This window comes from Planococcus sp. PAMC 21323, assembly GCF_000785555.1.
GTDB lineage: Bacteria > Bacillota > Bacilli > Bacillales_A > Planococcaceae > Planococcus.
The window spans coordinates 2,708,893-2,734,915 of record NZ_CP009129.1 but is presented as its reverse complement, the minus strand read 5'-3'; the positions used below and the strand labels follow the sequence as shown (position 1 = coordinate 2,734,915).

Genomic DNA, 26,023 nt, shown 5'->3' with positions numbered 1-26,023 from the left:
TCAACAGAATTATAAACTTATATGAACAGACGAATGCAAAAGTAGCTTATGGCTGCGATAAAATGAGTGGAACGAAAAAAAGGGGACCAGATTTAAAAGAAGCTATTAACTAGTCGTATGATAGCCACAAAAAAAGAACATCAAAATTAGTAATGCCTCCCGAAAGTTAGCGTTCAAACGTAACTTTTAGAAAACACTACTCGCTGATGTTCTTTATTTGAACCTTACTGACTTTTAATGAAAGGAAGAATGACTTTGCGATGTGTTGCATCGTTAACAAGTACGCGATTGATGTAAAAATTATCATCTGTCGGCACTATTGTTTGCGGTGCTAATATATACCCTGCTTCTAGTCCTTGATCCCGTAGTGCCTGAGCCGTAAAGTCATCAGTATTCCCATATGGATAAGCAAAGCTACGTACAGTTATTTCAAGCTCTTTTTCAATAACTTCAATACTTTTTTTCAAATCGCTTTTAAACGCCTCTCTATTTTCTGGAACAAGAAATATAGGGGTTTCGTTTTCAAATCGATGCATTTTATACGTATGAGATCCCACGCTGGCAAGTCCACTCTTTTCCATTTCTCTTATTTGATCCCATGTTGCCATTTTTAAGTTACTGAAGTCTTCATCTCCAACGCGTCCTGCAATGACAAACATGGTAAATGGAACATTTGCTTTTTTCAAAATCGGAAAGGCATTTTTGTAAACTGAGTGATCGATGTCATCAAAAGAAACCCATACACATTTCGATGGGAATTTTCCTGATTTTTTTGCTTGAAGTAACTCGTCTTCTGACAAGAAAACAGCTCCTGCATCGACTAACGACGTCAATTGTTCTTCAAATTCAGTACTTAACACGCTGTACTTAACCAATTCATCCGAGTTTAATAGCCACCTGCTTAATCGAACAGGCAAAGTATCCTCTAACACGCGGTGATAGTTTAAACCTAGGCAGCTCTCTTTGTTTAGCTCCTCTGGAAAAGACATCGCTGACTCATTTACTGTAAACACTTCTTCTTTGATATCATCTTTGAACAAAAAAAACGTGTATATTAAAGCTAGAATAATGATTAGTTTAATCGCTTTCTTCATTTATTTTTTCCTCTTCTAATGAGATAATTGGGTTTCTTTCAAAAACCACATAGTTACTTTGGAGTTTTTCAATGTTTTCGGCACTCATTAATTGCAATGAAATTAGATCACGCCCAGTCACTGATTCTGGGTAAGATCGACGGGTTAGTTTACCAAACCGTTTTTTATTATAAAGGCGATTAATAAACAATAATAAATAAATAACTATAAATATGACAAATCCAAATAAAATCACTGCTTGAACTTCACTGTTTGTTGTTTTGAATGCAGTATTCAGCGTTCTTGTCACAACATTACTAAATCCAGTAGTAGCTGATAAAATGAAAATCATCACAATAATCGTGTATACCCAAAAAAGCAAAGTAAAAAGTAGGTCGGTAACAAATCTAAAATTTGAGCGATTCCCACTAATGATCATGATTTCTTTAGACCTCGATCTGGACTCGACCATATTGCGAAACCTCCTTTGTAACGAGATTTAATGGCTCTTGGTAATGCGACAACGACTACCAGTGTGTTTACCATCCAGTAAATAGCCGGATACCATGCGGCCCAAAAATAATATCTCATCACACCGTTATGTCTAGAATCTATTACAAGAGAGATGAACAGTTGAATCATGCTAATAAATACAAGGAAAAAAGAAGTTAACGTCAACCAAAACAATAGGTCTTGAAATGCATTAGCTGAAAAAACAAGGACCAGTGTAATAAATAGCCAGCTAAAAGCCCAGATTGTACTAACACATTGCTCTAAAAAAATAAGCCACAGCCGTCTTTGTTTCCAGCTGAATAAGATGCGCCAATGACGTAAAACTACTTCCTGTCCTCCTTGCGCCCAGCGAATCCGCTGTTGCCAAATACCCGACAGTGTTTCCGGTACAAGCATCCAACAAATTGCACGAGGTTCATAGCGAACATCCCAAAATCGTTTTTGCAATTTCCAACTAACCGCAATGTCCTCTGTAATCATATCGCGGTCCCATAATCCAACATCTACTAATGCTTTTTTACGAAATGTCACAACAACTCCCGATACCGTCATTACTTTTCCTAACAATCTTTGTGTTCGTTTTATCGCGCCAATAATTGAAGCATATTCAACTAATTGCATACGGCTCAAAAGTGTATTTCGGTTCCGAATAGATGGACTTCCTGTAACAGCACCCACTCGTTCTCCGCTTACAAAAAATTGATGAATCATATAGTAAGGGGCTGTATCTGCTAAAAGGGCATCTGCATCAACGCAGACTAAATACTCAGCTTTAGAAGCAAATAAGCCAACTTGTAAAGCATTTGCTTTTCCTCGATTTTGTTCTAGTTGAATCACTCTTATTTCATTGTGTTCTTTTGATAATGCCTCTAAAAGAGAAGCAGTTTGATCGGTTGAACCGTCATTTATTAGAATAATTTCCTTTTTTGGATATGACAATCCAGATAGATTTTCTATTGTCTCCCTAATCGTATCTTCTTCGTTATAACAAGGAACGAGAATGCTGATCATCGGCCAGTCAAATCCATCTATGTCGATGTCACTTTGTTTCTTTTCTTTTGTTCTTAAAAAAAGAATAGATCCTGCCATCCAAAAAAGTGCCATTAAAAATGGGTACCAAAAAACAAAACTTGCGACCAAACCATATGGTCCTGAAAAGAAATCCATTTCAATATTCCTACTTTCGTGTTCTGTATTTATATAATGAATTTTTGTCAACAAAATAAATGTATTAATTTTATTAACTTCTTTTTTAAAAGGTCTATATACTTAGGAAGCAACTGAACTACTTAAACCAAAGACTTAAATATAGGAGGTTTTTATTTTGCAAAACCGTATTAAAAAAGAGCTCTTTAAATTATCGAAACATCTACATAGGGAAGCCACTCGGCCACGGTTGATTAGCGGTATTATATTAGATACTTCGAGACGTCATATGTCAGTTATGTTCTTAATGCGCGTTATCGATGAAATTCAAATAGGTGGTGGAGATTATCTTCAATTACATTTTTCGGATGCAGAGGGATACCGGTTATTCTCTGAAATCCTAGGTCAGACTTTGACAAAAACAAATGATCAATACCTCGTTAAAAGCGAAATTCTAGAACTCATCGCTTATGCAAATGATAGAGATGTGATGATCGTTCCAGATTTTGATGTTCCAAGCCACTCAAAGGCGTGGTTGAACCTGGTCAAAGAAAAATTCGATGAAAACTTTTATAAATCGATCGTGTCAGACTTTGATGAGGGTTTAGTTGACTATTTTGATAACCTTCAAGCAACAGCGCTCGTTAAACATTTGATCGAGGAAATAGCCTTTTTATTTAAGCAAGACAAATATAAAGGACACCAAATATTCTCAATAGGCGGTGACGAAGTGCCAGGGACAAATAACTTCCAGGAAGAGTATATAAGGTTTATCAATACAATTTCTGGTTATGTCGAGCAATACGGCTACAAACCAAGAATGTGGAACGATTCGTTAACTGAAGTTGGGTTACATGCATTAAATTCAAATGTAGAGATCGTCTATTGGCAAGAAAGCATGTTGACCCCAGAGGTTTTTATTGCACAAAATAGAGCACTTCACAATTCAAATTTTTACACATTAGTGTACAGTCCAAGTATTGACAGTATAAATACAGAAGCTATCACGGAACAAATTGACTACGTAAAGTCGTTTCATAAATCAACTGTATTTTGTTACAAAGATAATCCTTATGGCGAAGTTAACACGCGAGATGTCCTTAAAGGTACCGCATACACATTTTGGACTGAGCGTGGAATCGAACTAACAGATGAACAATTATTAGCTCAAATTTTGCCTTTAATAAAAAACTATTTAAACATAAGTCAAAACTAAACATACATTTAGGCACAGTAAATCCAAGACTCAAAGATTAGTAGAAAAGAACTTTTGAGATTAAAACAGCCTATTTTGAACAACAACTGCAGACAGTTCACACGGTAATAGACAAATGGACTCATCCTTAAAAACATAGACCCAAGGGCTTGTCATTAGAGATAATATGAGTTCTAAGCGCCTGCCCTTTTTAGTAGTCCAAGATCTTGGCCATATAAATTTCGTTGTGCAGTTTATTATTGATAATTATTGAGTTTTTGCGAATGCCTTCCGGTTCATACCCGACTTTTTCGAAAAGCTTCCGAGCTGGAGTGTTTTCTTCTGAAACAGTCAGCTCGAGACGATTGATGGCTTTTGTGATAGCCCATTCCTCTGCTTTTTGAAGTAGAGAAACAGCGATTCCTTTGCCATGTGCATGAGCTTGAACCCCCAGAAGTAAGGCAGCACGGTGCTTGGCTCGCTTGGCCTCATTTCCTATGACCATCAAATACCCGACATGCTCTCCATTTAAAATTGCGAGAAAGTGGATTGAATGATCGCTTTGATTCCACTCAATTATCTGCTTTCTCATTTTTTGTGTAGACAGTGCTCGTTCCTCTTCTCCATACAATAGAAAGTCCGATTCTCCTTCTATATTTTTCTGCAACTCTGCAAGAAAGCGGGCGTCATTATGTCCAGCTGGTCGAATGAGCAAGATATCCTCATTGGCATAATCCTTATTTCCGCCTTTTTTAGCCAAAAAATCTATTTTTTCGAAACTGACATGACGATTTGGTTTGAACTCCTTGACCGTATATCCGTTATCCAGCCAAGCATGGAAATACTTAGAAGGTGATTTGGTCTTTTTCCACCAACTTTGATTTAAGTGGGCACTATTGGGCAGGTTCTGCCCCATAATCTTTTCGATTTCAGTAAGGTGTAGCGTAAGAGTTGGTTTTGTTGCCATGGAAAAATAGTTTGCTAATGGAATGTATTTCTTTTCTAGCGCTATAGTCATTGATTTTAATTCCTTTCAATCGTTCTCATTTTTTATTAGTGAATTGCAGCATTCAGTAACTTCTTTTGCTTCATCACTTGAAAAAGCGGACTCACTTTTATCACTCGGTCAAACAATCGTTGTCTTTCTTCAAAACGAGAGTAGTGCTTCTAACAAATAAATCCTTCTTTGGCTAAGCCCGATTTTTTGAGCCTTTCACGACATTCAATTCTTCTGCGACAAAAACTCAGACAGGCACTCTTTTTTTAAATGTCTAGTGTTGATTTTCAATTACACTTTTAAAATGTTTGTATTTCAATAGACAACCTCCTGAAAAATAGCGAAATAAAGAATCAACGGTTGAGTTGTTTCTAGCTCAAACATTTCTATATTGCATCATTTGTATTTTTTTGTAAAAAATAATGGATGGCAAATAACTTTAGCAGAGAATTGGTGTTTACCTCGAAGGGAGGAAATTGCCAGGGGATTTCTCTATCTGTCGTAATGTACTGCATCCCCCTGTAATTCTAGAAACGCTTTAGAAGATACGGAAGTGCAAAGGGAGTTTGCAATTGCACTACCGACATAAACACTCTGCTGAGACTCCAGACTAATATCTCCTTGCATTTTTAGAATCTATCAAGAAAAGAACTTTAGTTTTTAAAAAACTCCATCCACCTAAATTGAGCCATATTGTTCATTTTAGCTTGAGTGCTACAAAGCTTATATACCCATTAATTTTAATTTTATTTATATTTTTTAAAATTAATACATCTTTTTACACTGTAATTTTCAGAAATATCTTTTTATAATTTTCTTATTGAGTTTAAATAAGCTATTTTTTATAATTTTATTGAATAAAATTGTGTAATTATAGTTCTTTATGCTTAAAAAGAAGAACTTCATTCTAACTTGATACTAAAAAAAGTTGTGAAGATAATTAAGAGCCATTTCATCTAGAAGAAGTTGCGGAGTGAAATAACGCGAATTATTTTTGTTGACAATCAAAAAAGTGCAGCCATCTCAAGAGGCTTGTAGGAGATCCATATGGTTATATGGACATACCGACCGAAGAAAGAGAACTCATAGATAAAAAAATCATATATGAATTGTCCTTATTGATAATTGCTACAAGCGCTGAGTCAATGGTTGTGTTGTAGTTTCTTCGAAATAAGACGTGGGGGAATGAATGGGAGTTAACATATTCAGGACTATCGGAAGTTTTTAAATATGTAGAGAAAAGAGAAGTTGCTCAAAGCGTACCTTTTTTCTATAAGTTCACTTTCCTACTAAACTCTTTTTTAATATGCGACAAAAAGTAACCAAAAACCTGAGATTAATAATGGTATAGTTATCTTAAAACATAAGGGAATTTTCGTATGTACAAACCAAGACTAATAGTGAGAAATAGTAAAACAAGCTTTTCTTAGAGAGTATAAAATATTTCATAAAAATGAACAAATAGAAAATAAAGAACTATACTCGTTGACTTAAACGATTCTATTGAACTCATAGGAACAAAGATTTTTTTATTCTTAATCCTTTGAATGCTATTTTGCATTCTCGAAGAATTACCGCATTTATACATATAATGATTAGTTTTTTAAGGAGTACATTAAATGAAAAGTATTTTTACTACTCGCAAAGTGAGCTTGGCAACGTTGTTATCTTTACTTATTTCCATCTCTGTGATATCAACTCTTTTGATTCTTACAATTTCGACGTATCATTCGAATAAAGAGTCCTTAACATCGACTTATTTAGCGCTTAATTACTCCAAAGCTGAAAAAATGAGTCATTCTGTCGACTCATTATTTATTTCGATGAGAACCCATTTAGAATCTACGGTAGAGTTTTTGGAAAGTAATGAGGAGATGACGGATCAAGAGCTCGAGGAGCATTTAGAGCTTTTAAGGGTGAGCAGTGGATATTTTAATTCCTTTTCGTGGATTGACGAAACAGGTATCATCCGAGTTAATAGTCCAGGAGGCATAGGGTTAGAAGGAACAACATTAACCTCTGGTGTTACAAAAGACGTGTTGGACGCACAAAGGCCTATGCTAACAAAACCTTATGTTGGACCTTCGAATCGGCTACTGATTTTAATGAGTCAACCCATTTATTCGAAAGATGGAACCTATAGAGGAATAATAGGAGGTACCATTTATCTTCAAAAAGAGAATGCTTTGAATCAGATTCTTGATAATGAAGCGAGTGATACTAGTGGTTCCCACTATTATGTCGTTGGCTCCAATGGAAGACTGCTATTTCATCCGCAAAGCCAGCGAATTGGCGAAAACTTTAATGAACATTCGTTGGTGCGTAAAATAGCAGCGGGACAAAGTGGAACAGATATTACTAAGAATGCCATGGGTATTTCAATGCTATCAGCTTATAGTTATGTGCCAGAAGCAGAATGGGGAATTGTGCAGCAGACCCCATATTCCTTTGTTGAGAATTTATTGAAAAGCGAGCTCCAACAATTACTGATGAGAGCCCTGGTGCCATTTCTATTTCTACTTCTATTATCAATCTTTATCGCACGAAAGTTAGCAGCACCTTTTAATCGGCTTGGCATCCTAGTAAATCGATTAGCTGAGGGAAAATCGATTATTCAATCTGAAAAAGAAATTCTTACAGAAGCTCATTGGAACCGGGAAGCGGACCTGTTAACAAAAAGTGTGAGTATGGCTTTTGAAACAATTGAACGAAACAATCAGCAACTCACCCACTCTGCACAGACTGATTCGTTGACAGGACTGCTGAATCGGAGGAGCCTGGATGAAGTTTTAAGTGTCTGGTCAACGGAAAGTCGGTTATTCTCTTTACTAGTGCTAGATATCGATTACTTCAAGACCGTTAATGATACGTATGGACATCAAGTAGGAGATAAAGTATTAAAAATGATTGCTGAAACACTTTGTGCAGTTATTCGTAAGAATGATTATTGTGCGGGGAAGAATTTGTTGTTCTTCTCCCTGATACGGATGCTTTAAGTGCTTTTAAGGTGGCAGAAAAGATTCGGGGGAAAGTTGAAAAAACCAGCTATATACCCAATAAAATTTTAACTGTGTCGATTGGAATTTCAGAATACCCAGCACAAACCAATTCGGTGACCGAAATTTTTGGATTTGCGGACTCCGCCTTATATAAATCAAAGGTCGAAGGAAGAAACCGTAGTTCGATTTCCGCTAATTAATCAAAGTTAAATGAATCGCAATTAGCTTATATATGAAGGTAAGAGACTCAAGTAAGAGTTGCTTTCTTTTTTAAAAAGTTGTACTTTTACGAAAAAGTTTAATAGTGAAAAGTTAACACATACCCATCGATCATTAAAATTTTAGAATGGTAAAACAGGTATATAAACTAGATAGGAAAGCAGATAAACGAAAAAAGATCTGAGTTTATTTATTAAATAGAACCCCCAGCAACCCTGTACTGACAGGATTGCTGGGGGTTTTCGATTGATATACAAAACAAGCTTGAAAAAATGTACGAAACAGGACTAAAGGTAACAAGTAAACATGGATTTAAATAAAATATAATCTAAAAGGAATTTGAAAAAAAACCGTCCAGAGAGTATAGTAAAGTGAAATTCAGTCAACAAAGGAGATGCATATGGCTAGAGCAACTAGAAAAATTGAGATTCTTCATGCTGCATCAAAAATCGTCAGTGAACGTGGTATTTTCAATTTGACGTTAGAAGCAGTGGCGATTGAAGCGGGAGTCAGTAAAGGTGGATTACTTTATCATTTTCCATCTAAAGAAGCATTAGTTAAGGGAATGGTTGAGCATTTAGCAGGAAATTACCGAGAAAAAATTGCTGCTTCTGTAGAAGAGTCAACACAAGAAAATGGAAAATGGATTAGTTCATACGCTGACGTGACATTTAACAATCCGTATCCAAATAAAGAAATGCATGCGGGACTGTTGGCTGCTAAAGCCGTAAATTCTGATTTATTGGATCCAATTCGAGATCTTTATAACGAATGGCAAGCTGCAATTGAGGATGATGGAATTGATCCTGTAAAAGCAACAATCATTCGTTTAGCAACAGATGGAATTTGGTTATCGGAGCTTTTTGATATCCATCATTTAGGAGAAGATAAGAAAAAAGAAATCTATTTGAAATTGAAAAATTGGATAAATGAGTAAGTAAAAACCGTGTCATTACACAAAATGACACGTTTTTTTTATTTTTTTTATAATTGCTTGAGCCCAGTGAGTGACTGGGCTGACGGCGGGATACGCTGAATATTCAGGCCATTTATAGTGGAAACCGCCTTGAAGGAGAACCGTCTGGATGGTACAGTTTAGAATATAGAAAAACAAATTAATTGGTTATATGGGATTAAAAGTGAGTTCCAAAAATAAAATGTCTAAAAAATGCAGGAGAGATTATATGACACAAAAAGTTTTATTAACAGCAGCAGTAACAGGTGCTGGTGACACAGTCGGCAAGAACAAATACGTTCCTGTCACTCCAAAAGAAATCGCAGATTCAGCCATTGAATCAGCAAAAGCAGGCGCAACGGTTGCGCACGTTCATGCACGTGATCCAAAAACAGGTGGCATTAGCCATGATTTAGATCACTATAAAGAAATCATCGAACGAATTCGTGAATCTGAAACCGATGTAATTATAAATATCACTTCAGGAGGGGGCGGAGACTTTATCCCTAATCTTTCAAATCCATCAACTGGTGGCGAAGGAACAGATATGCAAACACCTAAAGAAAGACACGAACCGGTGGGCAGTTTGCTTCCGGAAATGTGTACGTTAGACTGCGGAAGCGTCAACTTTGGGGATATGGTTTACATGAGTCCGACTGAATGGTTACGTGAACAAGCAAGATTGATACAAGAAAGTGGCGTAAAGCCTGAATTAGAGTGTTTTGATACAGGGCATTTACGTTTTGCAAAACAATTGATTGCTGAAGGTTTGATCGATGGCGATCCAATGTTTCAATTTTGTCTAGGTATCCCGTGGGGAGCTGAAGCAGATGAAGAAACGATGATGTATATGAAAAATCGTATTCCCGAAAACGCTCACTGGTCAGCATTTGGTATAGGTCGCATGCAAATGCCGATTTTGGAAATGGCTGCACAGCATGGTGGGAACGTTCGTGTAGGACTTGAAGACAATCTGTATTTAGGAAAAGGCGTTTTTGCAACAAATGAGCAATTGGTTGATCAAGCCGTAACTAAATTACATGCAGCGAATGTCGAAGTAATGACACCTCAGGAAGCGCGGATTCATTTTAACTTGCGAAACCCTTACGGAGGTGGAAAATAATGAGCGAGCATGTATCTCAGTTTAAAAAAGTAGCCGTAGTTGGTACGGGCGTAATCGGAAATGGTTGGATTGCCCGCTTTCTAGCTCAAGGCTTTGATGTGATTGCATTTGACCCTGCCGAAGGCGCACAAGAACGAACGCAAAAAGCTTTAGATCAAGCATGGCCATCTTTAGAAAAAATTGGATTAGCAGAAGGCGCAGATCGGAACCGACTGACCTTTATGCCAACAATTGAAGAAGCGGTTAGTGACGCTGATTTAATCCAAGAAAATGTACCGGAACGAGAAGACTTGAAAAAATCTGTATTGGCTAGCATTGACACATATGCGAAAGTAGATGCGATTATTGGGTCGAGTACATCAGGAATTATGCCGAGTGTGTTACAAGAAGGATTAAAACACCCAGAACGGTTGATCGTAGCTCATCCGTTCAATCCGGTATATATATTGCCGTTAGTTGAACTGGTAGCAGGGAGCAAAACGGATGCAAATATTGTAGAACGCGCTAAAAACTTCTACGCAAGTGTGGGTATGAAACCGTTAATCATTCAAAAAGAAATTGAAGGTCACTTGGCGGACCGGTTAATGGAAGCCTTATGGCGTGAAGCATTGCACCTAGTAAATGACGGGGTTGCTACTACAGAAGAAGTAGATGCTGCTATTATTTACGGAGCGGGTCTGCGTTGGGCTCAAATGGGACCGTTCCTAACATTCCACCTTGCTGGTGGCGAAAAAGGAATGCGCCATATGCTCGAGCAATTTGGACCAGCATTAAAATTGCCTTGGACCAAGCTCGAAGCGCCAGAATTAACAGATGAACTAAAAGAAAAAGTGATAACGGGCTGTGAAAGTCATGCAAATGACAGCACGATTGCCGAATTAGAAAACAAACGCAATGAATTCTTAGTAGAGTTACTGGATTTGGTCGAATCTTATTGGCCAGAAACAACAGCGGCAAAATAATTAGCAGTTGTGAATAATATGTATAAAGGAGATGAGCGGTATGGTGGAATCATCTTTTCTATATGAAGAAAAGGTTCAAAGTGAATGGGTTGATTACAATGGCCATATGAACGATGCGGCCTATGCAAAAGTATTTAGTCAAGCGACAGACAGCTTTATCGATTTTCTAGGATTGACTGAAGATGTTCGAAATCAGCTCAATTACACCATTTTCACTCTGGAAACACATTTATGTTATTTAAAAGAAGTCCACGAACAGGACAGCTTGGCAATCGAAGTAAGGTTGTTGGATAACGATGCCAAAAGATTGCATACCTTCCTGACAATGACTAACTCAGCTGGCGAATTGGTCGCTACAAGTGAGCAAATGTGGATGGGCATGGATTCTGCTCAAGGAAAACCAGCTCCATTTCCAGAAAAGGTAGCTACAATAATAGAAAGACTTGCACTAAAACAAAAAGAGTTGCCGATACCCAAACAAGCAGGTAGAAAAATCGGCTTTCGTTGATTATCAGTAACAAAATAATGAGGAGCATGTCGATGAAAAAGATAGAAGTGAATAACCTAACTAAAATTTTCGGCTCTAATCCACAACAGGGGTTAAAAAGACTTCTGAACGGTGAACAAAAAGAAGACATTTTAGCTGAAACTGGCATGACAGTAGGCGTTAACCAAGCATCTTTTTCAGTAGAAGCTGGTGAATTCTTCGTCATTATGGGATTGTCAGGGAGCGGTAAATCAACATTGATTCGTTTAGTAAATCGATTGATTGAGCCGACTTCAGGTGAAGTATTGATTGATGGGCAAAATATTGTTGAAATGGGCAAGAACGATTTAATTGAAACAAGACGTAAAAAACTAGGCATGGTATTTCAACAGTTTGGATTATTTCCACACCGAACGGTCTTGCAAAATGTTGCTTATGGCCTTGAAATTCAAGGAGTCAAAAAAGAAGAACGAAATAAGCGCGCTCAAAAGTCGATAGAGGATGTTGGCTTGCAAGGATACGAACAAAGTTATCCGAAAGAATTGAGTGGCGGAATGCAGCAACGTGTTGGATTAGCGCGAGCACTTGCTAATGATTCGGATATTCTGTTAATGGATGAAGCATTTAGTGCACTGGATCCATTGATTCGTAAAGAAATGCAAGACGAATTGCTAAATCTACAGAACAAATTAGGGAAAACAGTTTTGTTCATTACACATGACTTAGATGAAGCGTTGAAATTAGGAGACCGTATCGCGATTATGAAAAATGGTGAAATTGTTCAAGTAGGAACGGCCGATGAAATATTGGAAAACCCTGCAAATGAATATGTTTCGAACTTTGTTAAAGATGTGGATCGTTCGAAAGTTCTTATGGCTTCTCATGTTATGAAAAAGCCTGCGGTTCATATGATGGATAAGAGCGGAGCGTTAGCAGCTGTTCGCAAGATGGAAGAAGCAGGAGCTTCAAGTATCTTTGTAGTAGACAAAGAAAACAATTTCAAAGGATTACTAACAATTGATAATGCCATTAACGCTTATAAAAAAGAGTTGGCACTTGAAACGGTATTAATAGAAGATATTCATGAGATTGCTCCAGATACCCCTTTAAATGACCTCTTTGGTGTTGCTGTCGAAGCGAAATATCCACTGGCAGTAGTTGAGAACGGAAAATTACTCGGAATTGTATCACGGGTTTCTATTCTTTCCGGCTTAGTCTTAGGGAAAGAAGAGGTGACGACATCATGAACTATTTCACATTACCCATTGAAGATTGGACAAACCGATTTGTAGATGATTGGCTTTTGCCAGTTACAGGTGATTTTTTTGACAGCATTAGTGACAGTCTTCGAACGTTTGTTGATGGAGTAACAAATTTATTAATCGCAGCTCCTCCGGAATTACTTGTCCTAATTCTTGTCCTAATTGCTTGGAAGTTTTCAGGTAAAGGACTGGCGCTATTCGCATTAATAGGTAGCTTATATTTAGGATCTGTTGACCTATGGGAAGCAGCAATGCAGACAGTAGCCATTGTTATCGTTTCTACGCTAATATCGGTCATTATTGGTATTCCACTTGGGATATTAGCGGCCACCAATAAAACGATGGCTAGTATCGTCCGACCAATTTTGGACTTTATGCAGACATTGCCAAGTTTTGTGTATTTAATACCAGCGATTTTATTATTTGGCCTGGGGAATGTTCCAGCAGTAATCGCAACTTTTGTTTTTGCTACGCCACCAGCAGTTCGTATGACAACACTTGGAATTCTACAAGTTCCAGCAGATGTAGTAGAAGCATCAAAAGCGTTCGGATCAACGAAATGGCAGTTGCTTTATAAAGTTCAATTGCCACTGGCTATGCCTTCTATTATGGCCGGTATTAACCAAACAATGATGCTTGCCCTATCAATGGCAGTTATCGCATCTATGATTGGAGCTCCAGGATTGGGCTCAGTCGTTCTTGAAGGTATTTCGACCGTAAACGTTGGCCTTGGTCTAACAGGCGGTTTAGGTATTGTTGTTTTAGCGATTGTGATGGATCGAATTACTCAAGGATTAGTTTCAAAAAAATAAAACATAAAGGGGAAATGAATGATGAAAAAGTTTTTATTCTTAGCAATGATAGCATTGCTCGCAACAGTTTTAGTAGCATGTGGTTCTGATAACGAAGAGGCGAATGGAGACGCTGAAAAGGCTGAACAAAAAACAATCACTTTCGGTGTAACACCATGGACGAGTACGGTCCCACCAACTAAAGTTGCTGGATTAATCTTGAAAGACATGGGTTATGAAGTAGAAGAAACAAGTGCGGATGCAGGAAGTGTTTACACTGGTTTGTCTCGCGGCGATCTTGATGTATTTATGGATGCATGGGTACCGATGCACCAAAGTTATCTTGATAAATACGAAGATGATATTTCAAGTGTTTCAGTAAGTTACCCAGATGGTGAAACAGGTTGGACAGTTCCAGCTTATATGGAAGATATCAATTCAGTTGAAGACTTAAAAGGTCGCGAAGCTGAATTTGGTAACAAGTTTTACGGAATTGAAGCAGGAGCAGGAGCTACAATTGAAAGTAACGAAATTCTTGAAGCCTATGAATTTGATATGACTCAAGTAAATTCTTCAGAGGGTGGTATGTTAGCTCAAGCTCAAAAAATGATGGCAAGCGAAGAGCCAGTTGTCTTTTACGGCTGGAGACCACATACAATGTTTAATAAATATGACTTGAAAGTATTAACGAATGAAAAAGGATTTTTCGAAACGTCTTCAGTTGAAGTCATCACAAACAACGAATTAAAAGAAAATGCACCAGAAGCTTATGAGTTCTTAAGCAACTGGAGTATTACAATTGATGATGTGGAAGAAATGATTGTGAAAATTGAAGAAGGTGGAGATCCTGAAGAAGTTGCACAAGAATGGATCGACAACAATCAAGACAAAGTAGATGAAATGTTAGGTAAGTAATTAGGTTGAAAGTGTATTTCCCTTTGGTTATTCAAAGGGAAATACACTTTTTTTATGGAAATGGGTATAGAGTATATATAACAGGAATGAGGTGTATAAATGGAATTGATTAATACGCCTAATTTATTAGGCGAGAAAAACAAGCACGTTCAAAAAGTAGTAAGCTTTGAAAAAACTAAAGTAGTAAATATCCAACTACAAGTTGGAGAAAACATTCCAGAACACGATTCAGCCGCGGATGTGCTCATCATTGTGCGAAGTGGAAAGGTTTCATTTGAAGTTGAAGGAAATGTTGTTGAAGTGACGCCTGAAAACGTTCTTCATATGAATCCAAAAGAAAAGCATAGTTTAACGGCCATGGAACCGAGTGATTTACTTGTCCTACAAATTACGCCGTAAGAAAAGCTCACGCATCGTTAGCGTGAGCTTTTTGTATTGTTATTAGACTTTAGGTGAACAGGCACTTTCACTTTTCTTGTTGTCTAGCTCCGGCTGCCAGATTCTAGGGTCATAAGTCACTCCGGCTGTGTGGCTGAAAAAACGCCACTTCGCCAGAGCGTCTTATGCCCGTCGAATCTACATGGCAGCCTCCGCTTTTCTAGGTGTCTAGTTGCAAGTGCCTAGCTCCTCGGGACATAAGTCAACCCAGCTGCGTGGCAAAGGACGCCACACTGCTGGTCTGCCTTATGCCTGTCGGAGCTGAACAGGCACTTTCACTTTTCTATTCACCATTCAAAGTTTTCTGGGTATTCGGCTTTTATGGATATTTCGTGTATTGGTTTTTTGTGTGGAGAAGCGGCTGCGATTACTTGTTTGCGGAATGCTGTGTAATCTTGGTCTTGTACTGCGATTTTCATGGCAATTGTCGATAGGCTTTGTTCGCGTTGTTTCTTAGTCATGCCAATGTATTTTAGATTTAATAAGTCTACGTATTGAATAGCGTAATCATTTACTGTGCCCGGTTGGTTAAAAGCTCTTAAGATTGTCGCAAATTCTTCTTCGGAAACATGTCCTTGCAAGCAGTCAAGGACTAACGATTGAAAGCGAAGAATAACTGGTAAGTGAACGTCCCAAAACGGAAATTCTTTGTCTTTTTGATAAAAGGAAACGAAATCTTTTAGCGCGATTGCTGCGTAAATTATTTCTGGCCATAACACTTCGGTAGAAAAATAAATATTTTTATCAGGAGCGATTAATTCGTGTTGTTTCATTGTATGTTCGTGTAAACCATTGAAAACAAAGTCTATGTTGCGATCACCTTGAGCAGCATGACGGATTTCATAAGAAATGCCAAGAATTCTCATACGTGATCCTTCGTAACCATAATACTGATCTTCTTGACCAATCATTTTGTAGATTGCTAAGTTTAGCTCATCTAAATCAAAATAATCGCCGCTAATTTTAACACCTGTATGGTTAGGTGTGCTTTTCATGGTTAACATATTAATGTCCTCCTCAGCGTTTTGGTGTGTAATTGAGTTGATTAAATAGCTCGTTGCGTTCAGCTTCGGTCAAATCACGCCATTGTCCAACAGGCAAATCTTCTAAAACGATGTTGATAATGCGGACTCTTTGTAAATTCCGAACTTCGTACCCAAGTGCTGAACACATGCGACGAATTTGACGATTTAAACCTTGACGCAACGTGAGTTTGAATGTGTAATTAGATAACTTTTCAGCTTTAGCTGGAAGTGTTTTCGTACCGAGAATTTCAACACCTTCTTCCATTTTAGATAGGAAGGATTCAGTAATTGGCATATCTACTTTAACGATGTATTCCTTTTCGTGTTCGTTTTCAACCCTTAAAATTTCGTTGACGATATCACCATCATTAGTTAATAGGATCAGTCCTTCGGAATCTTTGTCCAAGCGTCCTATATGGAAGATGCGTTCAGGATGATTAACAAAATCGACGATATTTCCTTCGATATGACGTTCTGTTGTGCTTGTAATGCCTACCGGTTTATTTAATGCCAAGTAAACATATTGTTGCTTTGGTTGCTCGATAATTTTTCCATCGACTTTTACTTCATCATTAGATTCGACCTTGCTTCCAAGTTCGGCTAATTTTCCGTTGATCGTTACACGACCTGCTTCGATAAACTTATCAGCCCCACGTCGTGAAGTAATTCCTGTCTCACTTAAAAACTTATTGATTCGCATAATAAATTCCTCTCAGTTCCGTATTTCCTAGACTCGCTCTTATTATACATGAAGCGCAAGGAGGATAAAAAGTTTTGATGTTTTACAGTTGCAATTTTTAGATTAGTTTGACAATATAGAGAGGAAGCTGTTATTACTACGCAATGGGGTAAGTGGAATTATGTAAGCGTATACATAACAGCAATAAGAACTAAGGGGAGAGATAGGAATGGTCTATGCAGTACCTAATACAGAAGGTTCAAAAGTAAATTTTAAAGATAAGTATGAAAACTTTATAAATGGAGAATGGAAAGCACCCGTCAAAGGACAATATTTTGATAACGTTTCACCAGTTACAGGTAAGAAATTCACTGAAATTGCACGCTCAACTGCAGAAGATGTAGAACTAGCACTTGATGCAGCACATGCAGCTAAAGAGGCGTGGGGGAAAACGTCTGTTACTGAACGTGCAAATGCTTTATTGAAAATTGCAGATCGTATGGAACAGAACTTAGAAATGCTAGCAGTTGCGGAAACATGGGATAACGGTAAAGCAGTGCGTGAGACGCTTAATGCGGATTTACCACTAGCAATCGATCATTTCCGTTATTTTGCAGGGGCAATTCGAGCGCAAGAAGGGTCGCTAAGCCAGATTGACAACGATACTGTAGCATATCATTTCCACGAGCCACTTGGCGTTGTTGGTCAAATCATTCCTTGGAACTTCCCTATTTTAATGGCAGTTTGGAAACTAGCTCCAGCACTGGCTGCAGGAAATTGTGTTGTATTAAAACCAGCTGAGCAAACGCCGGCAAGTATTCTTGTATTAGCTGAGTTAATCGGCGATATTTTACCTCCAGGCGTATTAAATATTGTAAATGGCTTTGGTCTTGAAACAGGGAAACCACTTGCTTCGAGCCCGCGCATTAGCAAAATAGCATTTACAGGTGAAACGACTACTGGTCGTATGATCATGCAGTACGCATCTCAAAACTTAATCCCAGTTACTTTAGAATTAGGTGGGAAATCGCCAAACATCTTCTTTAAAGACGTAATGGATGCGGACGATGCTTTCCTAGATAAAGCAGTTGAAGGTTTTGTTATGTTCGCTTTAAACCAAGGTGAAGTATGTACATGTCCATCGCGTGCATTGATCCAAGAAGATATTTACGATGAATTTATGGAACGGGTATTAAAACGTGTTGCTGCTATTAAACTTGGAAACCCGCTTGACCCAGAAACGATGATGGGTGCACAAGCTTCTACAGAGCAAATGGAGAAAATTCAATCCTACTTGGATATCGGTAAACAAGAAGGTGCTGAAGTTCTTGCAGGCGGCGATCGCAACCATTTAGAAGGCGATCTAGCAGAAGGTTACTATATCCAGCCAACAGTCTTTAAAGGACATAATAAGATGCGTGTTTTCCAAGAAGAAATTTTTGGTCCAGTTGTTTCTGTAACAACATTTAAAACAAAAGAAGAAGCGCTTGAAATCGCTAACGATACGTTGTACGGATTGGGGTCAGGAATCTGGACACGTGATACGAATACAGCTTATCGCTTCGGGCGCGGCATCCAAGCAGGACGAGTATGGACAAACTGTTATCACCAATATCCAGCTCATGCAGCGTTTGGTGGATACAAAATGTCTGGCTTTGGTCGTGAAAACCATCTGATGATGCTTAATCACTACCAACAAACAAAAAATATGTTAGTTAGCTATAGCGAAGACAAGCAAGGATTCTTTTGATCTAACGTAGTCTAAAGACTACCAGAAAGTAGGGATAGCAATGGTCGAACGCGTAATTGCGACAGATGCTGCTATTGAATTGATCGAATTGCTGAAGGAAAAGCATGGTCCAGTCATGTTCCATCAATCCGGAGGATGCTGTGATGGTAGCTCCCCAATGTGTTATCCGAAAGGCGACTTATTTGTCGGAGAGCAAGACATTTTAATGGGAGTTATAGCAGACAGTGAATTCTATATGCACAAAAACCAATTTGACTATTGGAGTCATACACAATTGATTATTGACGTTGTGCCAGGACGCGGTGGAATGTTTTCACTCGAAGGAGTAGAAGGTAAGCGGTTTTTAACGAGATCGAGAGCTTTTACTGCCGAAGAAAATGAAGAATTGAAACAACAAGTTTAAACCGACCCGGATGCAGATGCATCCGGGTTTTTTTAATGGCATTCAATATAGAAAAATCTTTAAAAACCTTGATAGAACAAGGGGTGATGATAGAAAAAATGTTTGGAAAATGGTATAATTCCTACATGAAAGGTGGTCATCCCGTTGACGAATTTAGCAAACCGAGTTTCCCATGAACAAGCCAACCATGCAATTTCTTATGCTTCACATTCTTTAATTACTGAAGGATTTGATGTGACAAGTGAGGATGAGAATTTTGTTCGGTCGGTACTAACTGGTGAACGGACGGAAGCACAATTTCATCAGGCCATCAAAAGGAAGTTTAATGTCTAAATATCAACATACTTCAATGTATTGTTACCCTGGCACGGACGTGTTGATCAATTTGTTTGATGTGGAAGATGAAGAAAAGCTGAAAGATCTTGAAAAAGTCTATTCGTTGTTTCGTCTGGCAGAGCTGCAGTTAAAAAAGACAGCAGATCCCTTAGACGTTAAAGCTTACTTAGCCATTCATCAATCTATTCTTCAAGATGTCTATCCTTTTGCTGGAGAATTGAGACAGGAAATGATTTCTAAAGGATCTTCTTCTTTTGCTCATCCTAAACATATCGAAGCACAATTGCTGAAAATTTTTAGTGAATTAGCAGCTGAAAATTATTTAAAGAAGTTGTCACGAGAACAGTTAATTAGTAGGCTTGCTTATTTTTTGTCGGAACTAAATGCTTTGCATCCTTTCCGAGAAGGAAATGGGCGTAGTATTCGTGAATTTGCACGGCAGCTGCTATTAAATGCGGGTTACCAATTAGAGTGGGATAAAGCAATAGAACCTGCAGAGATTATTAATGCTTTTGTTGATTCATTCAATAAGGACAATAATCGTTTAGAAAGGCTATTATCTGAAGTTATTACGCCATGAAAAACGCCAGCTGCTCAAAGAGTGCTGGCATTTTCTATGTTTTGTGCTGTAGGATGTTCCTTGATCCATTCGATTCCAAATTCAATAAGCTCGTTCATATCGACGATTTGTGTTTCCGCTTGGCCTAAAACTCCTTTGGAAATGTTTCCGGTAAAATCTTTAGCGATTTCTGGAAAACGCTCTGAATCCATATCGACACAATCATAGGTTTGCCAAATGCGTTCCCCATTTTGCATCATAGCGGCTCCTTGTGGTGATGTCGACCGATTTTCTTGAACAAATTCAGCATAGTGAAGAGCGGTACACGAATCAAAACCAACACCAATCAGCAGGATTTTGACCTTGGCCTTCAGCATTTTTGCTAATGGTGATTTTTCACCGAAAGAATCATCAATGGGTTGCTCGCTCATCCAATCGCTGGCATGGTTTCCCCAAGCCATAAACGAATGAGAAGGGTGTGGGCTTCGGATGGTGTTAGGCTGTCGATGAAAGCATTCCGCAATTTTTCCCATACCACGCAGTCCACTTAAGTGAGGATCAAAAGCAGGGAGGTGCTCACGAATCGATTGGTGCCAATTTTCAGGAACTGGTGGCTGCATCCAGTTGATAGGGTCTGAGTTGTCCGCAGACTGTGCGGGCATAATGATTGTGCCCTTTTCTGTAATAGTTTCCATCAAGGCTTCAACGACCGCTTGTGCGCCTCCAGCGATCCATCCCATAGACTTTAAGGATGAATGAACCATCACTTGGTCTCCAGCCACGATGCCATGATTGTGAAGCTGATGCATCAATGTTGTTTTCGACTGAAACTCTGGGGTGTTTAAAATGTTCAATAACTCTGACATAAAGTATTCCTCCTCATTTCAATATATTATAAAGGAAAGGCTCTTGTTTTGGGGAAATTTCCGATAGCAGAGTGATTATAGAAAGGATTGATAACAATGGAAGCAAGACCAATGAAAGATTCAAGAACTATTCAGACAAAGCTCGTTCTTCCTCCCGATACAAATCATATGAATTCTATTTTTGGAGGCAAAGTGCTAGCGTATATAGATGAAATTGCAGGGATTACCGCAATGAAGCATGCACGTCGTCAAGTTGTTGTCACAGCATCAATTGACTCGGTGGATTTTTTGTCTTCAGCTAAAGTTGGAGATGTTTTAGAACTAGAAGCGAACGTGACTTCGACAGGACGCACTTCTATGGAAGTTTATGTTCGAGTGAAATCGAAAAACCTACAAACTGGTGAAGAAAAATTAACTACAGAATCATTCTTGACGATGGTCGCAATGGGAGATGACGGCAAGCCGACACCTGTGCCAGCTGTACTACCAGAATCAGTAGGTGAAAAATTATTTTTTGATACAGCGCCTGCAAGACGAGAATATCGAAAAATGCGCGTAAAGCCACCTAGACCATAAAAAAGTGCATGGAGTAAAATCCATGCACTTTTTCTTATACGGATTAAATTATGTCTCGTTCCCATCTACTTCCGAGTTAACATTTTCTAAAGCATTGCCTGTTTCGCTACTAATCACTGATAAACTGCCATCTGTTTCGAGTACAACCGCTTTTACTTTTTCGGTAGATCCAAATCCTGTATTTCGAATGGCTTGAAGAATTTCTATTTCCGTGATTCGTTCTTTGCGCATAGAACTTCTTAAGAAAGTTCCATCTAAATACAAGAGGCGTGGTTCTGATTTAATAAGATTGTTAAACCAATCGAAATGGATAGAAAAAATAGTCATTAAATATTGTAGTACGATAAGCAATCCAAAAGCAGTCATTCCTTCAAGTAAGCTTATGCTATTGTTGAGTAATATGGTAGCGAGCGTAGAGCCTAAAGCTACCGTAACTACTAGGTCAAAGGCATTCAATTTAGTTAACGTTCTTTTGCCTGAAACCCGAAGTAAAATAACAAGTCCTACATAAGCTAAAAAACCGACTGTAACAATCCGTATAAAACTGCTAAGCGTAATTTCGAACATATTTATCCTCCTTTTTTATATTTAATGAAATTGTCCACATGTTAATAAGTTTCTTTTCTGCAATAAAATTAATAAAATTCGAAAAACTTATCCACATAGCACACAAAATAGATAGATTTAATGTGTATAAGATGATAAAAATAGAGAGTTTTACTTATGGACAGCGGTTTTACACTCTTACACCGATTTCTTTTATAATTCCCTTTAAAGTTATCAACAAACAAAAAAGAGTAGCCCCCCGGCTACTCTTTTTGTTGTTATATTGAAATATTTTTATTTTTTAGCTAATAATTCTTCGAAATAAGCGCTGAATTCTTTAGAACGTTTCAAGATAGTGCTTGAAGATACGCCAAATTTTTCACTCAAGTCTTTTGAAGATAGCATCGGGCCTTTTACCAATTCATGATCCTGCAAGAATCTCCAATATCCTGATACAAGAGCTTCAGGTTTTTGGACAGTTGGTTGTTGGCTTACTAGATAACTATTTAAAATACTTGTGATATTGTCAATAGTTTCTTCATCAAAATCAGCTTTCTCAATATGCTTATCAAGTTCAGCCATAACAGCGTCATGTTCTGGAGAAAGTTTGATGCTTTCTTCTACACTGCCTGTCGAATATTTAACGATTTTCTCAACAATGGTTAAGTAGTTATCGCGTAAATAGCTTTCGTCTTGTGAAGCATTTTCAGCAGCAATTTGCTCTTTTAATTGTTCGAAGAATGGAGTAAACTCTCCAACAACTGTTAAATAGCCGTTCAAGAATAGAACGCCTTTTTCACCAACACGTGAATCTGGAAGTAGAATTGCTAATAAGCCTTGTCCATTTTCCATATCAGTTGGCGGTTGATCGACCATTTCAAGAGTTTCACCAGTGAAAACATCTGTGAATTGAGCCTTCTCTGTATCTCCTTTAACATATTGTCCAAGGAATACTTTTACGTCTTTCCAATTTTCAAGTACTTCTTTTGTTGTTGGACGTTGAGCAAGTTCAACTTGCTTATCAAGAAATTCTTCCCATAGTTCAGGTTTTTTCATGAACAAGAAGTTTTCAATAACAAATGCTTGTGCATCGTTTTCAGCCATTGATTTCATCAAATGGGGCTGCCATTCTTGTTGTAACTCACGGAATTCAGTAATATGTGTCTGATTTGGGTTTTCCGAGAAGAACTGTTGACGTACTTTGAATAGTTCTTCATTAACCAAATCGTTGATAGATACAGTTTCTTGTTTTCCGTGACATTTTTTGTATTTCTTGCCACTACCGCATGGGCATGGATCATTTCTTCCTACCATTCTAATCACCTACATTTTTTATTGAGTGTAACATAAAATTGCGAAGGGCTCAAAAGTCTGACGATTCAGACCTTGTAGTTCCAATACGCAGAACGAAAATAATACACTAGAAAAAGTTTAACACATCCGAAGATCTAGTCGTACTTTCAACGCAATCCCATATAGTAGGCACAAAGCACAAGCCGTATTATAATAAAGATATTAAAGGATAATAGGGGGAGACAAGGTGTATAAAGATCCTGTAAAAGAATCTATGTCCTGGATGCGGGTCATCATAACTACGGTGCTTATTGTCCTACTATCACGGCATTTTCTGTTTGAACCAGTAGCCGTTCATGGAGAATCGATGATGCCTACATTTGAAGAAAATGACAAAGTCGTCTTAGCAAAAATTTATTCAATAGAAAATTTTGATATGATTGTTTTTACTGCACCAAATGGCGTTAATTTTATTAAGCGAGTAATTGGTATTCCAGGAGATGTTATCTCCATGAACGATGATCAGTTGTATATAAATGGAGAAAATGTAGTCGAGCCTTATTTAGAAAAAAACTTAAAAGCAGCAAAGCGAATGGGAATGCTACGACTAACAGAGGATTTAAAAGAATTTACTGTACCCGCGGAATCTTATTATGTGTTGGGAGATAATCGCTTGAACAGTACCGATTCTCGAGTTTTAGGATTTATTTCTGAAAAGAGTATTGTAGGGGAAGTGAAAGTTCGAATTTCCCCGTTTGAACATATCGGTATTGTCGAATAAACCCATTCTATTTATCTCATAGATAACAAAAGACAGCTTCCTCTAAAAACGGGAAGCTGTCTTTTGCTGTTTAAAATAACTCGAGTTTCTCAATTCGTTTTAATGCTTCAACAATACGGCTTTCATCAACAAGCAATCCAACACGGATAAAGCCTTCACCACCATCTCCAAAACCACTGCCGGCAGCGACTGCGATATCAGCTTTTTCAAGAAGGTAATCAGCAAATCCAACACTCGTAAAACCTGTTGGAATAGGTAACCAAGCAAAGAACGAGCCTTGTGGAGCTGTTATTTCCCACCCAATACGGGCGCACTCTGTGACAAGTACATTTCTACGTTTTTCATAGAGAGTTACTAAATCATCCACGCATTGCTGATCGGCGTTTAAAGCTTCTGCTGCAGCAAGTTGCACAGCGGGGAATAACCCAGCAAATAAATGATCTTGAATTAAGTTTAGCGCTTCAATCATTTTCGAATGCCCAACAGCAAACCCAATACGCCAGCCAGCCATATTGTAAGTTTTCGATAAAGTATACATTTCAATGCCCACTTCTTTTGCGCCTTCAGATTGTAAGAAACTAACAGGTTTTTTGCCTTCAAAACCAACAGCACCATAAGCAAAGTCATGAACAATAGCAATATTATTTTCTTTTGCAAAAGCAATAGTTTCATCAAAAAATTCTTTGGTGGCTACTGCACCAGTAGGGTTGTTTGGGTAATTTAAATACATTAATTTTGCACGGGAGCAAATATCTTCAGATAACTCTTCATAATTTGGCAAATAGCCTTTTTGCGGATTTAATTTCATCAGTTCAAAATCAATATTTGCTAAAGGGGCGCCAGATAAATAATCAGGATAGCCCGGGTTTGGTAACAATAAGAGGTCCTCAGGATTTAGCAATGCTAATGGCAATTCCACTAAACCAATTTTGGTTCCACACATAATTGCGACTTCTAAATCAGGGTCTATCTCGACGCCATATTCGCGGTTATAGAAATCTGCTGCAGCTTGTCGCAAAGTTGAAATTCCACGAAAGGGTGAGTACTTATGTGTTTTGGGATCTGTCACTGCAGTTTGCAATGCTTTAACGATATGGCCGGGTGTCGGCTGATCAGGGTTGCCTTGTCCAAGGTTAATGACATCGCGTCCTTCCGCGACGGCTTTGCTAGTTTTTGCAACGAGGGATGCAAAAAATTGAGTGGGTAAATTTTGTAAACGGTTAGAAAAGTCCATATAATTCTCCTCATTTTCGAAATAATTGCACTTCTACTCCGAATCTTATAGAATTTAGGTTATCTTGTCTACTGGAGGAGAGAATATGAAGGTTGCATGTGTTCAGATGGATATTGTATTTGGGGAACCAGAAAAGAACTACCAGCAAGTATTGAACTATTTAGCGGAAGCTGCTGAAAATGGGGCAGATACCATTGTTCTACCCGAAATGTGGAATACAGGTTATGCGTTAACAGAGCTTGATACGTTAGCGGACAGTACAAACCGAACAGTGGAGATGTTAAAAAGCTTCGCAAAAGAAAAGTCAGTAAACATTGTTGGAGGTTCTGTTTCAACAGAGAAAAATAATGGTTTTTATAATACGATGTATGTCGTCGATAAAAAAGGTGAGCTTGTTTCTGAATATGACAAAGCGCATCGTTTTGGATTAATGGATGAACACATTCATTTAGAAGAAGGAGATACTCTCGGTACATTTAAATTGGATAATGTCGTTTATGGTGGGGTTATTTGCTATGATATTCGTTTTCCTGAGTGGATTCGTGCACAGGCGTTAAACGATGCGAAGCTTATATTCGTATCTGCAGAATGGCCAGAAGCTCGAATCGATCATTGGCGTATTCTGTTGCAAGCACGTGCAATTGAAAACCAATGCTTTATCGTTGCAGTTAACCGTATTGGCAGTGACCCCAAAAACGAATTTGGTGGCAGCACGATGGTTATAGCTCCTTGGGGAGAAATTCGATTAGACATGAAAAAAGAAGAAGGCATAGGGTATGCGGAAATTGATTTACAAGAAGTTGAAGAAGTCCGCAAACGAATCCCGGTCTTTGACGATCGTCGAGAAAAATTATACGAAACATTCAAAATTTAATTGACACTTTGAAAACATGTCTGTAA

The 26,023-nt window shown here is 38.1% G+C and carries 26 protein-coding genes and 1 pseudogene; 17 read left to right on the top strand and 10 right to left on the bottom strand.

Features of this window, described 5'->3' with window-relative positions:
- Positions 1–224: 224 nt before the first annotated feature.
- From PLANO_RS13510 to pgaC, 3 genes are read right to left on the bottom strand one after another with little or no spacing between them, the layout of a single operon-like run.
- Positions 225–1,094: a polysaccharide deacetylase family protein gene (locus PLANO_RS13510; protein WP_038704961.1), complete on the bottom strand. Its 870-nt coding sequence runs from the start codon at positions 1,092–1,094 to the stop codon at positions 225–227.
- Entirely contained in the window at positions 1,078–1,545 is a 468-nt protein-coding gene (locus tag PLANO_RS13505) for a hypothetical protein (protein WP_052124325.1), read from the bottom strand. The genes PLANO_RS13510 and PLANO_RS13505 overlap by 17 nt, the downstream gene beginning before the upstream one ends.
- Complete coding sequence (pgaC, locus tag PLANO_RS13500) at positions 1,509–2,753, bottom strand: poly-beta-1,6-N-acetyl-D-glucosamine synthase (RefSeq protein WP_038704960.1); 1,245 nt, start codon at positions 2,751–2,753, stop codon at positions 1,509–1,511. Before pgaC ends, PLANO_RS13505 begins: the two co-directional genes overlap by 37 nt.
- Before the next feature lie 157 nt (positions 2,754–2,910).
- Here pgaC and PLANO_RS15710 point away from each other — a divergent pair, with 157 nt between their 5' ends.
- Positions 2,911–3,948 carry a family 20 glycosylhydrolase gene (locus PLANO_RS15710; protein ID WP_052124324.1) on the top strand — a complete coding sequence of 346 codons (1,038 nt, stop codon included), beginning with the start codon at positions 2,911–2,913 and terminating at the stop codon, positions 3,946–3,948.
- A gap of 190 nt (positions 3,949–4,138) precedes the next feature.
- On the opposite strand, the gene PLANO_RS13490 is transcribed toward PLANO_RS15710, so the two are convergent.
- Positions 4,139–4,945 (bottom strand): GNAT family N-acetyltransferase, encoded by an 807-nt coding sequence (locus PLANO_RS13490; protein WP_038704959.1) that lies wholly within the window; start codon positions 4,943–4,945, stop codon positions 4,139–4,141.
- Between the two features lie 1,598 nt (positions 4,946–6,543).
- On the opposite strand from PLANO_RS13490, the pseudogene PLANO_RS13485 reads away from it, so the two are divergent.
- The 9 genes and pseudogenes from PLANO_RS13485 to PLANO_RS13445 all read left to right on the top strand — a co-directional run bounded on the left by PLANO_RS13485 (position 6,544) and on the right by PLANO_RS13445 (position 15,036).
- Positions 6,544–8,123, top strand: a pseudogene (locus PLANO_RS13485) (sensor domain-containing diguanylate cyclase).
- Positions 8,124–8,542: 419 nt separating this feature from the next.
- Positions 8,543–9,079 (top strand): TetR/AcrR family transcriptional regulator, encoded by a 537-nt coding sequence (locus tag PLANO_RS13480; RefSeq protein WP_038704958.1) that lies wholly within the window; start codon positions 8,543–8,545, stop codon positions 9,077–9,079.
- A gap of 247 nt (positions 9,080–9,326) precedes the next feature.
- Positions 9,327–10,220 carry a beta-keto acid cleavage family enzyme gene (locus PLANO_RS13475; protein WP_038704957.1) on the top strand — a complete coding sequence of 298 codons (894 nt, stop codon included), beginning with the start codon at positions 9,327–9,329 and terminating at the stop codon, positions 10,218–10,220.
- Positions 10,220–11,182 carry an L-carnitine dehydrogenase gene (locus tag PLANO_RS13470; RefSeq protein WP_038704956.1) on the top strand — a complete coding sequence of 321 codons (963 nt, stop codon included), beginning with the start codon at positions 10,220–10,222 and terminating at the stop codon, positions 11,180–11,182. The genes PLANO_RS13475 and PLANO_RS13470 overlap by 1 nt, the downstream gene beginning before the upstream one ends.
- Positions 11,183–11,222: 40 nt before the next feature.
- Complete coding sequence (locus PLANO_RS13465) at positions 11,223–11,690, top strand: thioesterase family protein (protein WP_038704955.1); 468 nt, start codon at positions 11,223–11,225, stop codon at positions 11,688–11,690.
- Positions 11,691–11,722: 32 nt separating this feature from the next.
- A complete protein-coding gene (locus tag PLANO_RS13460) occupies positions 11,723–12,916 on the top strand; it encodes a quaternary amine ABC transporter ATP-binding protein (RefSeq protein ID WP_038704954.1) in 1,194 nt (397 codons plus the stop codon).
- The gene (locus PLANO_RS13455) at positions 12,913–13,743 is read left to right on the top strand and encodes an ABC transporter permease (RefSeq protein ID WP_038704953.1); all 831 of its coding nucleotides are present in this window, start codon (positions 12,913–12,915) and stop codon (positions 13,741–13,743) included. The genes PLANO_RS13460 and PLANO_RS13455 overlap by 4 nt, the downstream gene beginning before the upstream one ends.
- A 21-nt stretch (positions 13,744–13,764) precedes the next feature.
- Positions 13,765–14,637: a glycine betaine ABC transporter substrate-binding protein gene (locus PLANO_RS13450; protein ID WP_038705463.1), complete on the top strand. Its 873-nt coding sequence runs from the start codon at positions 13,765–13,767 to the stop codon at positions 14,635–14,637.
- A gap of 99 nt (positions 14,638–14,736) precedes the next feature.
- Positions 14,737–15,036 (top strand): cupin domain-containing protein, encoded by a 300-nt coding sequence (locus tag PLANO_RS13445; protein WP_038704952.1) that lies wholly within the window; start codon positions 14,737–14,739, stop codon positions 15,034–15,036.
- A 326-nt stretch (positions 15,037–15,362) separates the two neighbouring features.
- Here the strand turns inward: PLANO_RS13445 and PLANO_RS13440 are convergent, their stop codons facing one another.
- Together PLANO_RS13440 and rluF are read right to left on the bottom strand one after the other, a co-directional pair.
- Positions 15,363–16,079 carry a DUF6904 family protein gene (locus PLANO_RS13440; RefSeq protein ID WP_038704951.1) on the bottom strand — a complete coding sequence of 239 codons (717 nt, stop codon included), beginning with the start codon at positions 16,077–16,079 and terminating at the stop codon, positions 15,363–15,365.
- A gap of 13 nt (positions 16,080–16,092) precedes the next feature.
- Positions 16,093–16,800 (bottom strand): 23S rRNA pseudouridine(2604) synthase RluF, encoded by a 708-nt coding sequence (gene rluF, locus PLANO_RS13435; RefSeq protein WP_038704950.1) that lies wholly within the window; start codon positions 16,798–16,800, stop codon positions 16,093–16,095.
- Between the two features lie 208 nt (positions 16,801–17,008).
- Between rluF and adh the strand changes: the two genes are divergently transcribed.
- The 4 genes from adh to PLANO_RS13415 all read left to right on the top strand — a co-directional run bounded on the left by adh (position 17,009) and on the right by PLANO_RS13415 (position 19,848).
- Positions 17,009–18,529 (top strand): aldehyde dehydrogenase, encoded by a 1,521-nt coding sequence (gene adh / locus PLANO_RS13430; protein ID WP_038704949.1) that lies wholly within the window; start codon positions 17,009–17,011, stop codon positions 18,527–18,529.
- Positions 18,530–18,569: 40 nt separating this feature from the next.
- The gene (locus PLANO_RS13425; RefSeq protein ID WP_038704948.1) at positions 18,570–18,932 is read left to right on the top strand and encodes a DUF779 domain-containing protein; all 363 of its coding nucleotides are present in this window, start codon (positions 18,570–18,572) and stop codon (positions 18,930–18,932) included.
- Between the two features lie 144 nt (positions 18,933–19,076).
- Entirely contained in the window at positions 19,077–19,265 is a 189-nt protein-coding gene (locus PLANO_RS13420; RefSeq protein ID WP_038704947.1) for a hypothetical protein, read from the top strand.
- Positions 19,258–19,848 (top strand): Fic/DOC family protein, encoded by a 591-nt coding sequence (locus tag PLANO_RS13415; RefSeq protein WP_038704946.1) that lies wholly within the window; start codon positions 19,258–19,260, stop codon positions 19,846–19,848. The genes PLANO_RS13420 and PLANO_RS13415 overlap by 8 nt, the downstream gene beginning before the upstream one ends.
- A 14-nt stretch (positions 19,849–19,862) precedes the next feature.
- Here the strand turns inward: PLANO_RS13415 and PLANO_RS13410 are convergent, their stop codons facing one another.
- Complete coding sequence (locus PLANO_RS13410; protein ID WP_038704945.1) at positions 19,863–20,693, bottom strand: AAC(3) family N-acetyltransferase; 831 nt, start codon at positions 20,691–20,693, stop codon at positions 19,863–19,865.
- Between the two features lie 96 nt (positions 20,694–20,789).
- Here PLANO_RS13410 and PLANO_RS13405 point away from each other — a divergent pair, with 96 nt between their 5' ends.
- Positions 20,790–21,269 carry an acyl-CoA thioesterase gene (locus PLANO_RS13405; protein ID WP_038704944.1) on the top strand — a complete coding sequence of 160 codons (480 nt, stop codon included), beginning with the start codon at positions 20,790–20,792 and terminating at the stop codon, positions 21,267–21,269.
- Positions 21,270–21,317: 48 nt separating this feature from the next.
- Here PLANO_RS13405 and PLANO_RS13400 read toward each other — a convergent pair whose 3' ends face one another.
- Positions 21,318–21,836, bottom strand: coding sequence for a DUF421 domain-containing protein (locus PLANO_RS13400; protein ID WP_038704943.1), 519 nt, complete (start codon positions 21,834–21,836; stop codon positions 21,318–21,320).
- A gap of 273 nt (positions 21,837–22,109) precedes the next feature.
- Positions 22,110–23,129 carry an SEC-C domain-containing protein gene (locus PLANO_RS13395; protein ID WP_038704942.1) on the bottom strand — a complete coding sequence of 340 codons (1,020 nt, stop codon included), beginning with the start codon at positions 23,127–23,129 and terminating at the stop codon, positions 22,110–22,112.
- A 226-nt stretch (positions 23,130–23,355) separates the two neighbouring features.
- On the opposite strand from PLANO_RS13395, the gene lepB reads away from it, so the two are divergent.
- Entirely contained in the window at positions 23,356–23,889 is a 534-nt protein-coding gene (lepB, locus tag PLANO_RS13390; protein WP_038704941.1) for a signal peptidase I, read from the top strand.
- Positions 23,890–23,959: 70 nt separating this feature from the next.
- Here the strand turns inward: lepB and PLANO_RS13385 are convergent, their stop codons facing one another.
- Complete coding sequence (locus tag PLANO_RS13385) at positions 23,960–25,123, bottom strand: pyridoxal phosphate-dependent aminotransferase (RefSeq protein ID WP_038704940.1); 1,164 nt, start codon at positions 25,121–25,123, stop codon at positions 23,960–23,962.
- Positions 25,124–25,208: 85 nt separating this feature from the next.
- Here PLANO_RS13385 and PLANO_RS13380 point away from each other — a divergent pair, with 85 nt between their 5' ends.
- On the top strand, positions 25,209–25,997 hold the full coding sequence (locus PLANO_RS13380) for a carbon-nitrogen family hydrolase (RefSeq protein WP_038704939.1): 789 nt from the start codon (positions 25,209–25,211) through the stop codon (positions 25,995–25,997).
- The last annotated feature ends 26 nt before the right edge of the window (positions 25,998–26,023 follow it).

Bases quoted from the DNA above. Each gene is read 5' to 3' on its own strand.
- PLANO_RS13510 (WP_038704961.1), bottom strand. From the start codon at position 1,094: ATGAAGAAAGCGATTAAACTAATCATTATTCTAGCTTTAATATACACG.
- PLANO_RS13505 (WP_052124325.1), bottom strand. From the start codon at position 1,545: ATGGTCGAGTCCAGATCGAGGTCTAAAGAAATCATGATCATTAGTGGG.
- pgaC (WP_038704960.1), bottom strand. From the start codon at position 2,753: ATGGATTTCTTTTCAGGACCATATGGTTTGGTCGCAAGTTTTGTTTTT.
- PLANO_RS13490 (WP_038704959.1), bottom strand. From the start codon at position 4,945: ATGACTATAGCGCTAGAAAAGAAATACATTCCATTAGCAAACTATTTT.
- PLANO_RS13480 (WP_038704958.1), top strand. From the start codon at position 8,543: ATGGCTAGAGCAACTAGAAAAATTGAGATTCTTCATGCTGCATCAAAA.
- PLANO_RS13475 (WP_038704957.1), top strand. From the start codon at position 9,327: ATGACACAAAAAGTTTTATTAACAGCAGCAGTAACAGGTGCTGGTGAC.
- PLANO_RS13470 (WP_038704956.1), top strand. From the start codon at position 10,220: ATGAGCGAGCATGTATCTCAGTTTAAAAAAGTAGCCGTAGTTGGTACG.
- PLANO_RS13465 (WP_038704955.1), top strand. From the start codon at position 11,223: ATGGTGGAATCATCTTTTCTATATGAAGAAAAGGTTCAAAGTGAATGG.
- PLANO_RS13460 (WP_038704954.1), top strand. From the start codon at position 11,723: ATGAAAAAGATAGAAGTGAATAACCTAACTAAAATTTTCGGCTCTAAT.
- PLANO_RS13455 (WP_038704953.1), top strand. From the start codon at position 12,913: ATGAACTATTTCACATTACCCATTGAAGATTGGACAAACCGATTTGTA.
- PLANO_RS13450 (WP_038705463.1), top strand. From the start codon at position 13,765: ATGAAAAAGTTTTTATTCTTAGCAATGATAGCATTGCTCGCAACAGTT.
- PLANO_RS13445 (WP_038704952.1), top strand. From the start codon at position 14,737: ATGGAATTGATTAATACGCCTAATTTATTAGGCGAGAAAAACAAGCAC.
- PLANO_RS13440 (WP_038704951.1), bottom strand. From the start codon at position 16,079: ATGTTAACCATGAAAAGCACACCTAACCATACAGGTGTTAAAATTAGC.
- rluF (WP_038704950.1), bottom strand. From the start codon at position 16,800: ATGCGAATCAATAAGTTTTTAAGTGAGACAGGAATTACTTCACGACGT.
- adh (WP_038704949.1), top strand. From the start codon at position 17,009: ATGGTCTATGCAGTACCTAATACAGAAGGTTCAAAAGTAAATTTTAAA.
- PLANO_RS13425 (WP_038704948.1), top strand. From the start codon at position 18,570: ATGGTCGAACGCGTAATTGCGACAGATGCTGCTATTGAATTGATCGAA.
- PLANO_RS13415 (WP_038704946.1), top strand. From the start codon at position 19,258: ATGTCTAAATATCAACATACTTCAATGTATTGTTACCCTGGCACGGAC.
- PLANO_RS13410 (WP_038704945.1), bottom strand. From the start codon at position 20,693: ATGTCAGAGTTATTGAACATTTTAAACACCCCAGAGTTTCAGTCGAAA.
- PLANO_RS13405 (WP_038704944.1), top strand. From the start codon at position 20,790: ATGGAAGCAAGACCAATGAAAGATTCAAGAACTATTCAGACAAAGCTC.
- PLANO_RS13400 (WP_038704943.1), bottom strand. From the start codon at position 21,836: ATGTTCGAAATTACGCTTAGCAGTTTTATACGGATTGTTACAGTCGGT.
- PLANO_RS13395 (WP_038704942.1), bottom strand. From the start codon at position 23,129: ATGGTAGGAAGAAATGATCCATGCCCATGCGGTAGTGGCAAGAAATAC.
- PLANO_RS13385 (WP_038704940.1), bottom strand. From the start codon at position 25,123: ATGGACTTTTCTAACCGTTTACAAAATTTACCCACTCAATTTTTTGCA.
- PLANO_RS13380 (WP_038704939.1), top strand. From the start codon at position 25,209: ATGAAGGTTGCATGTGTTCAGATGGATATTGTATTTGGGGAACCAGAA.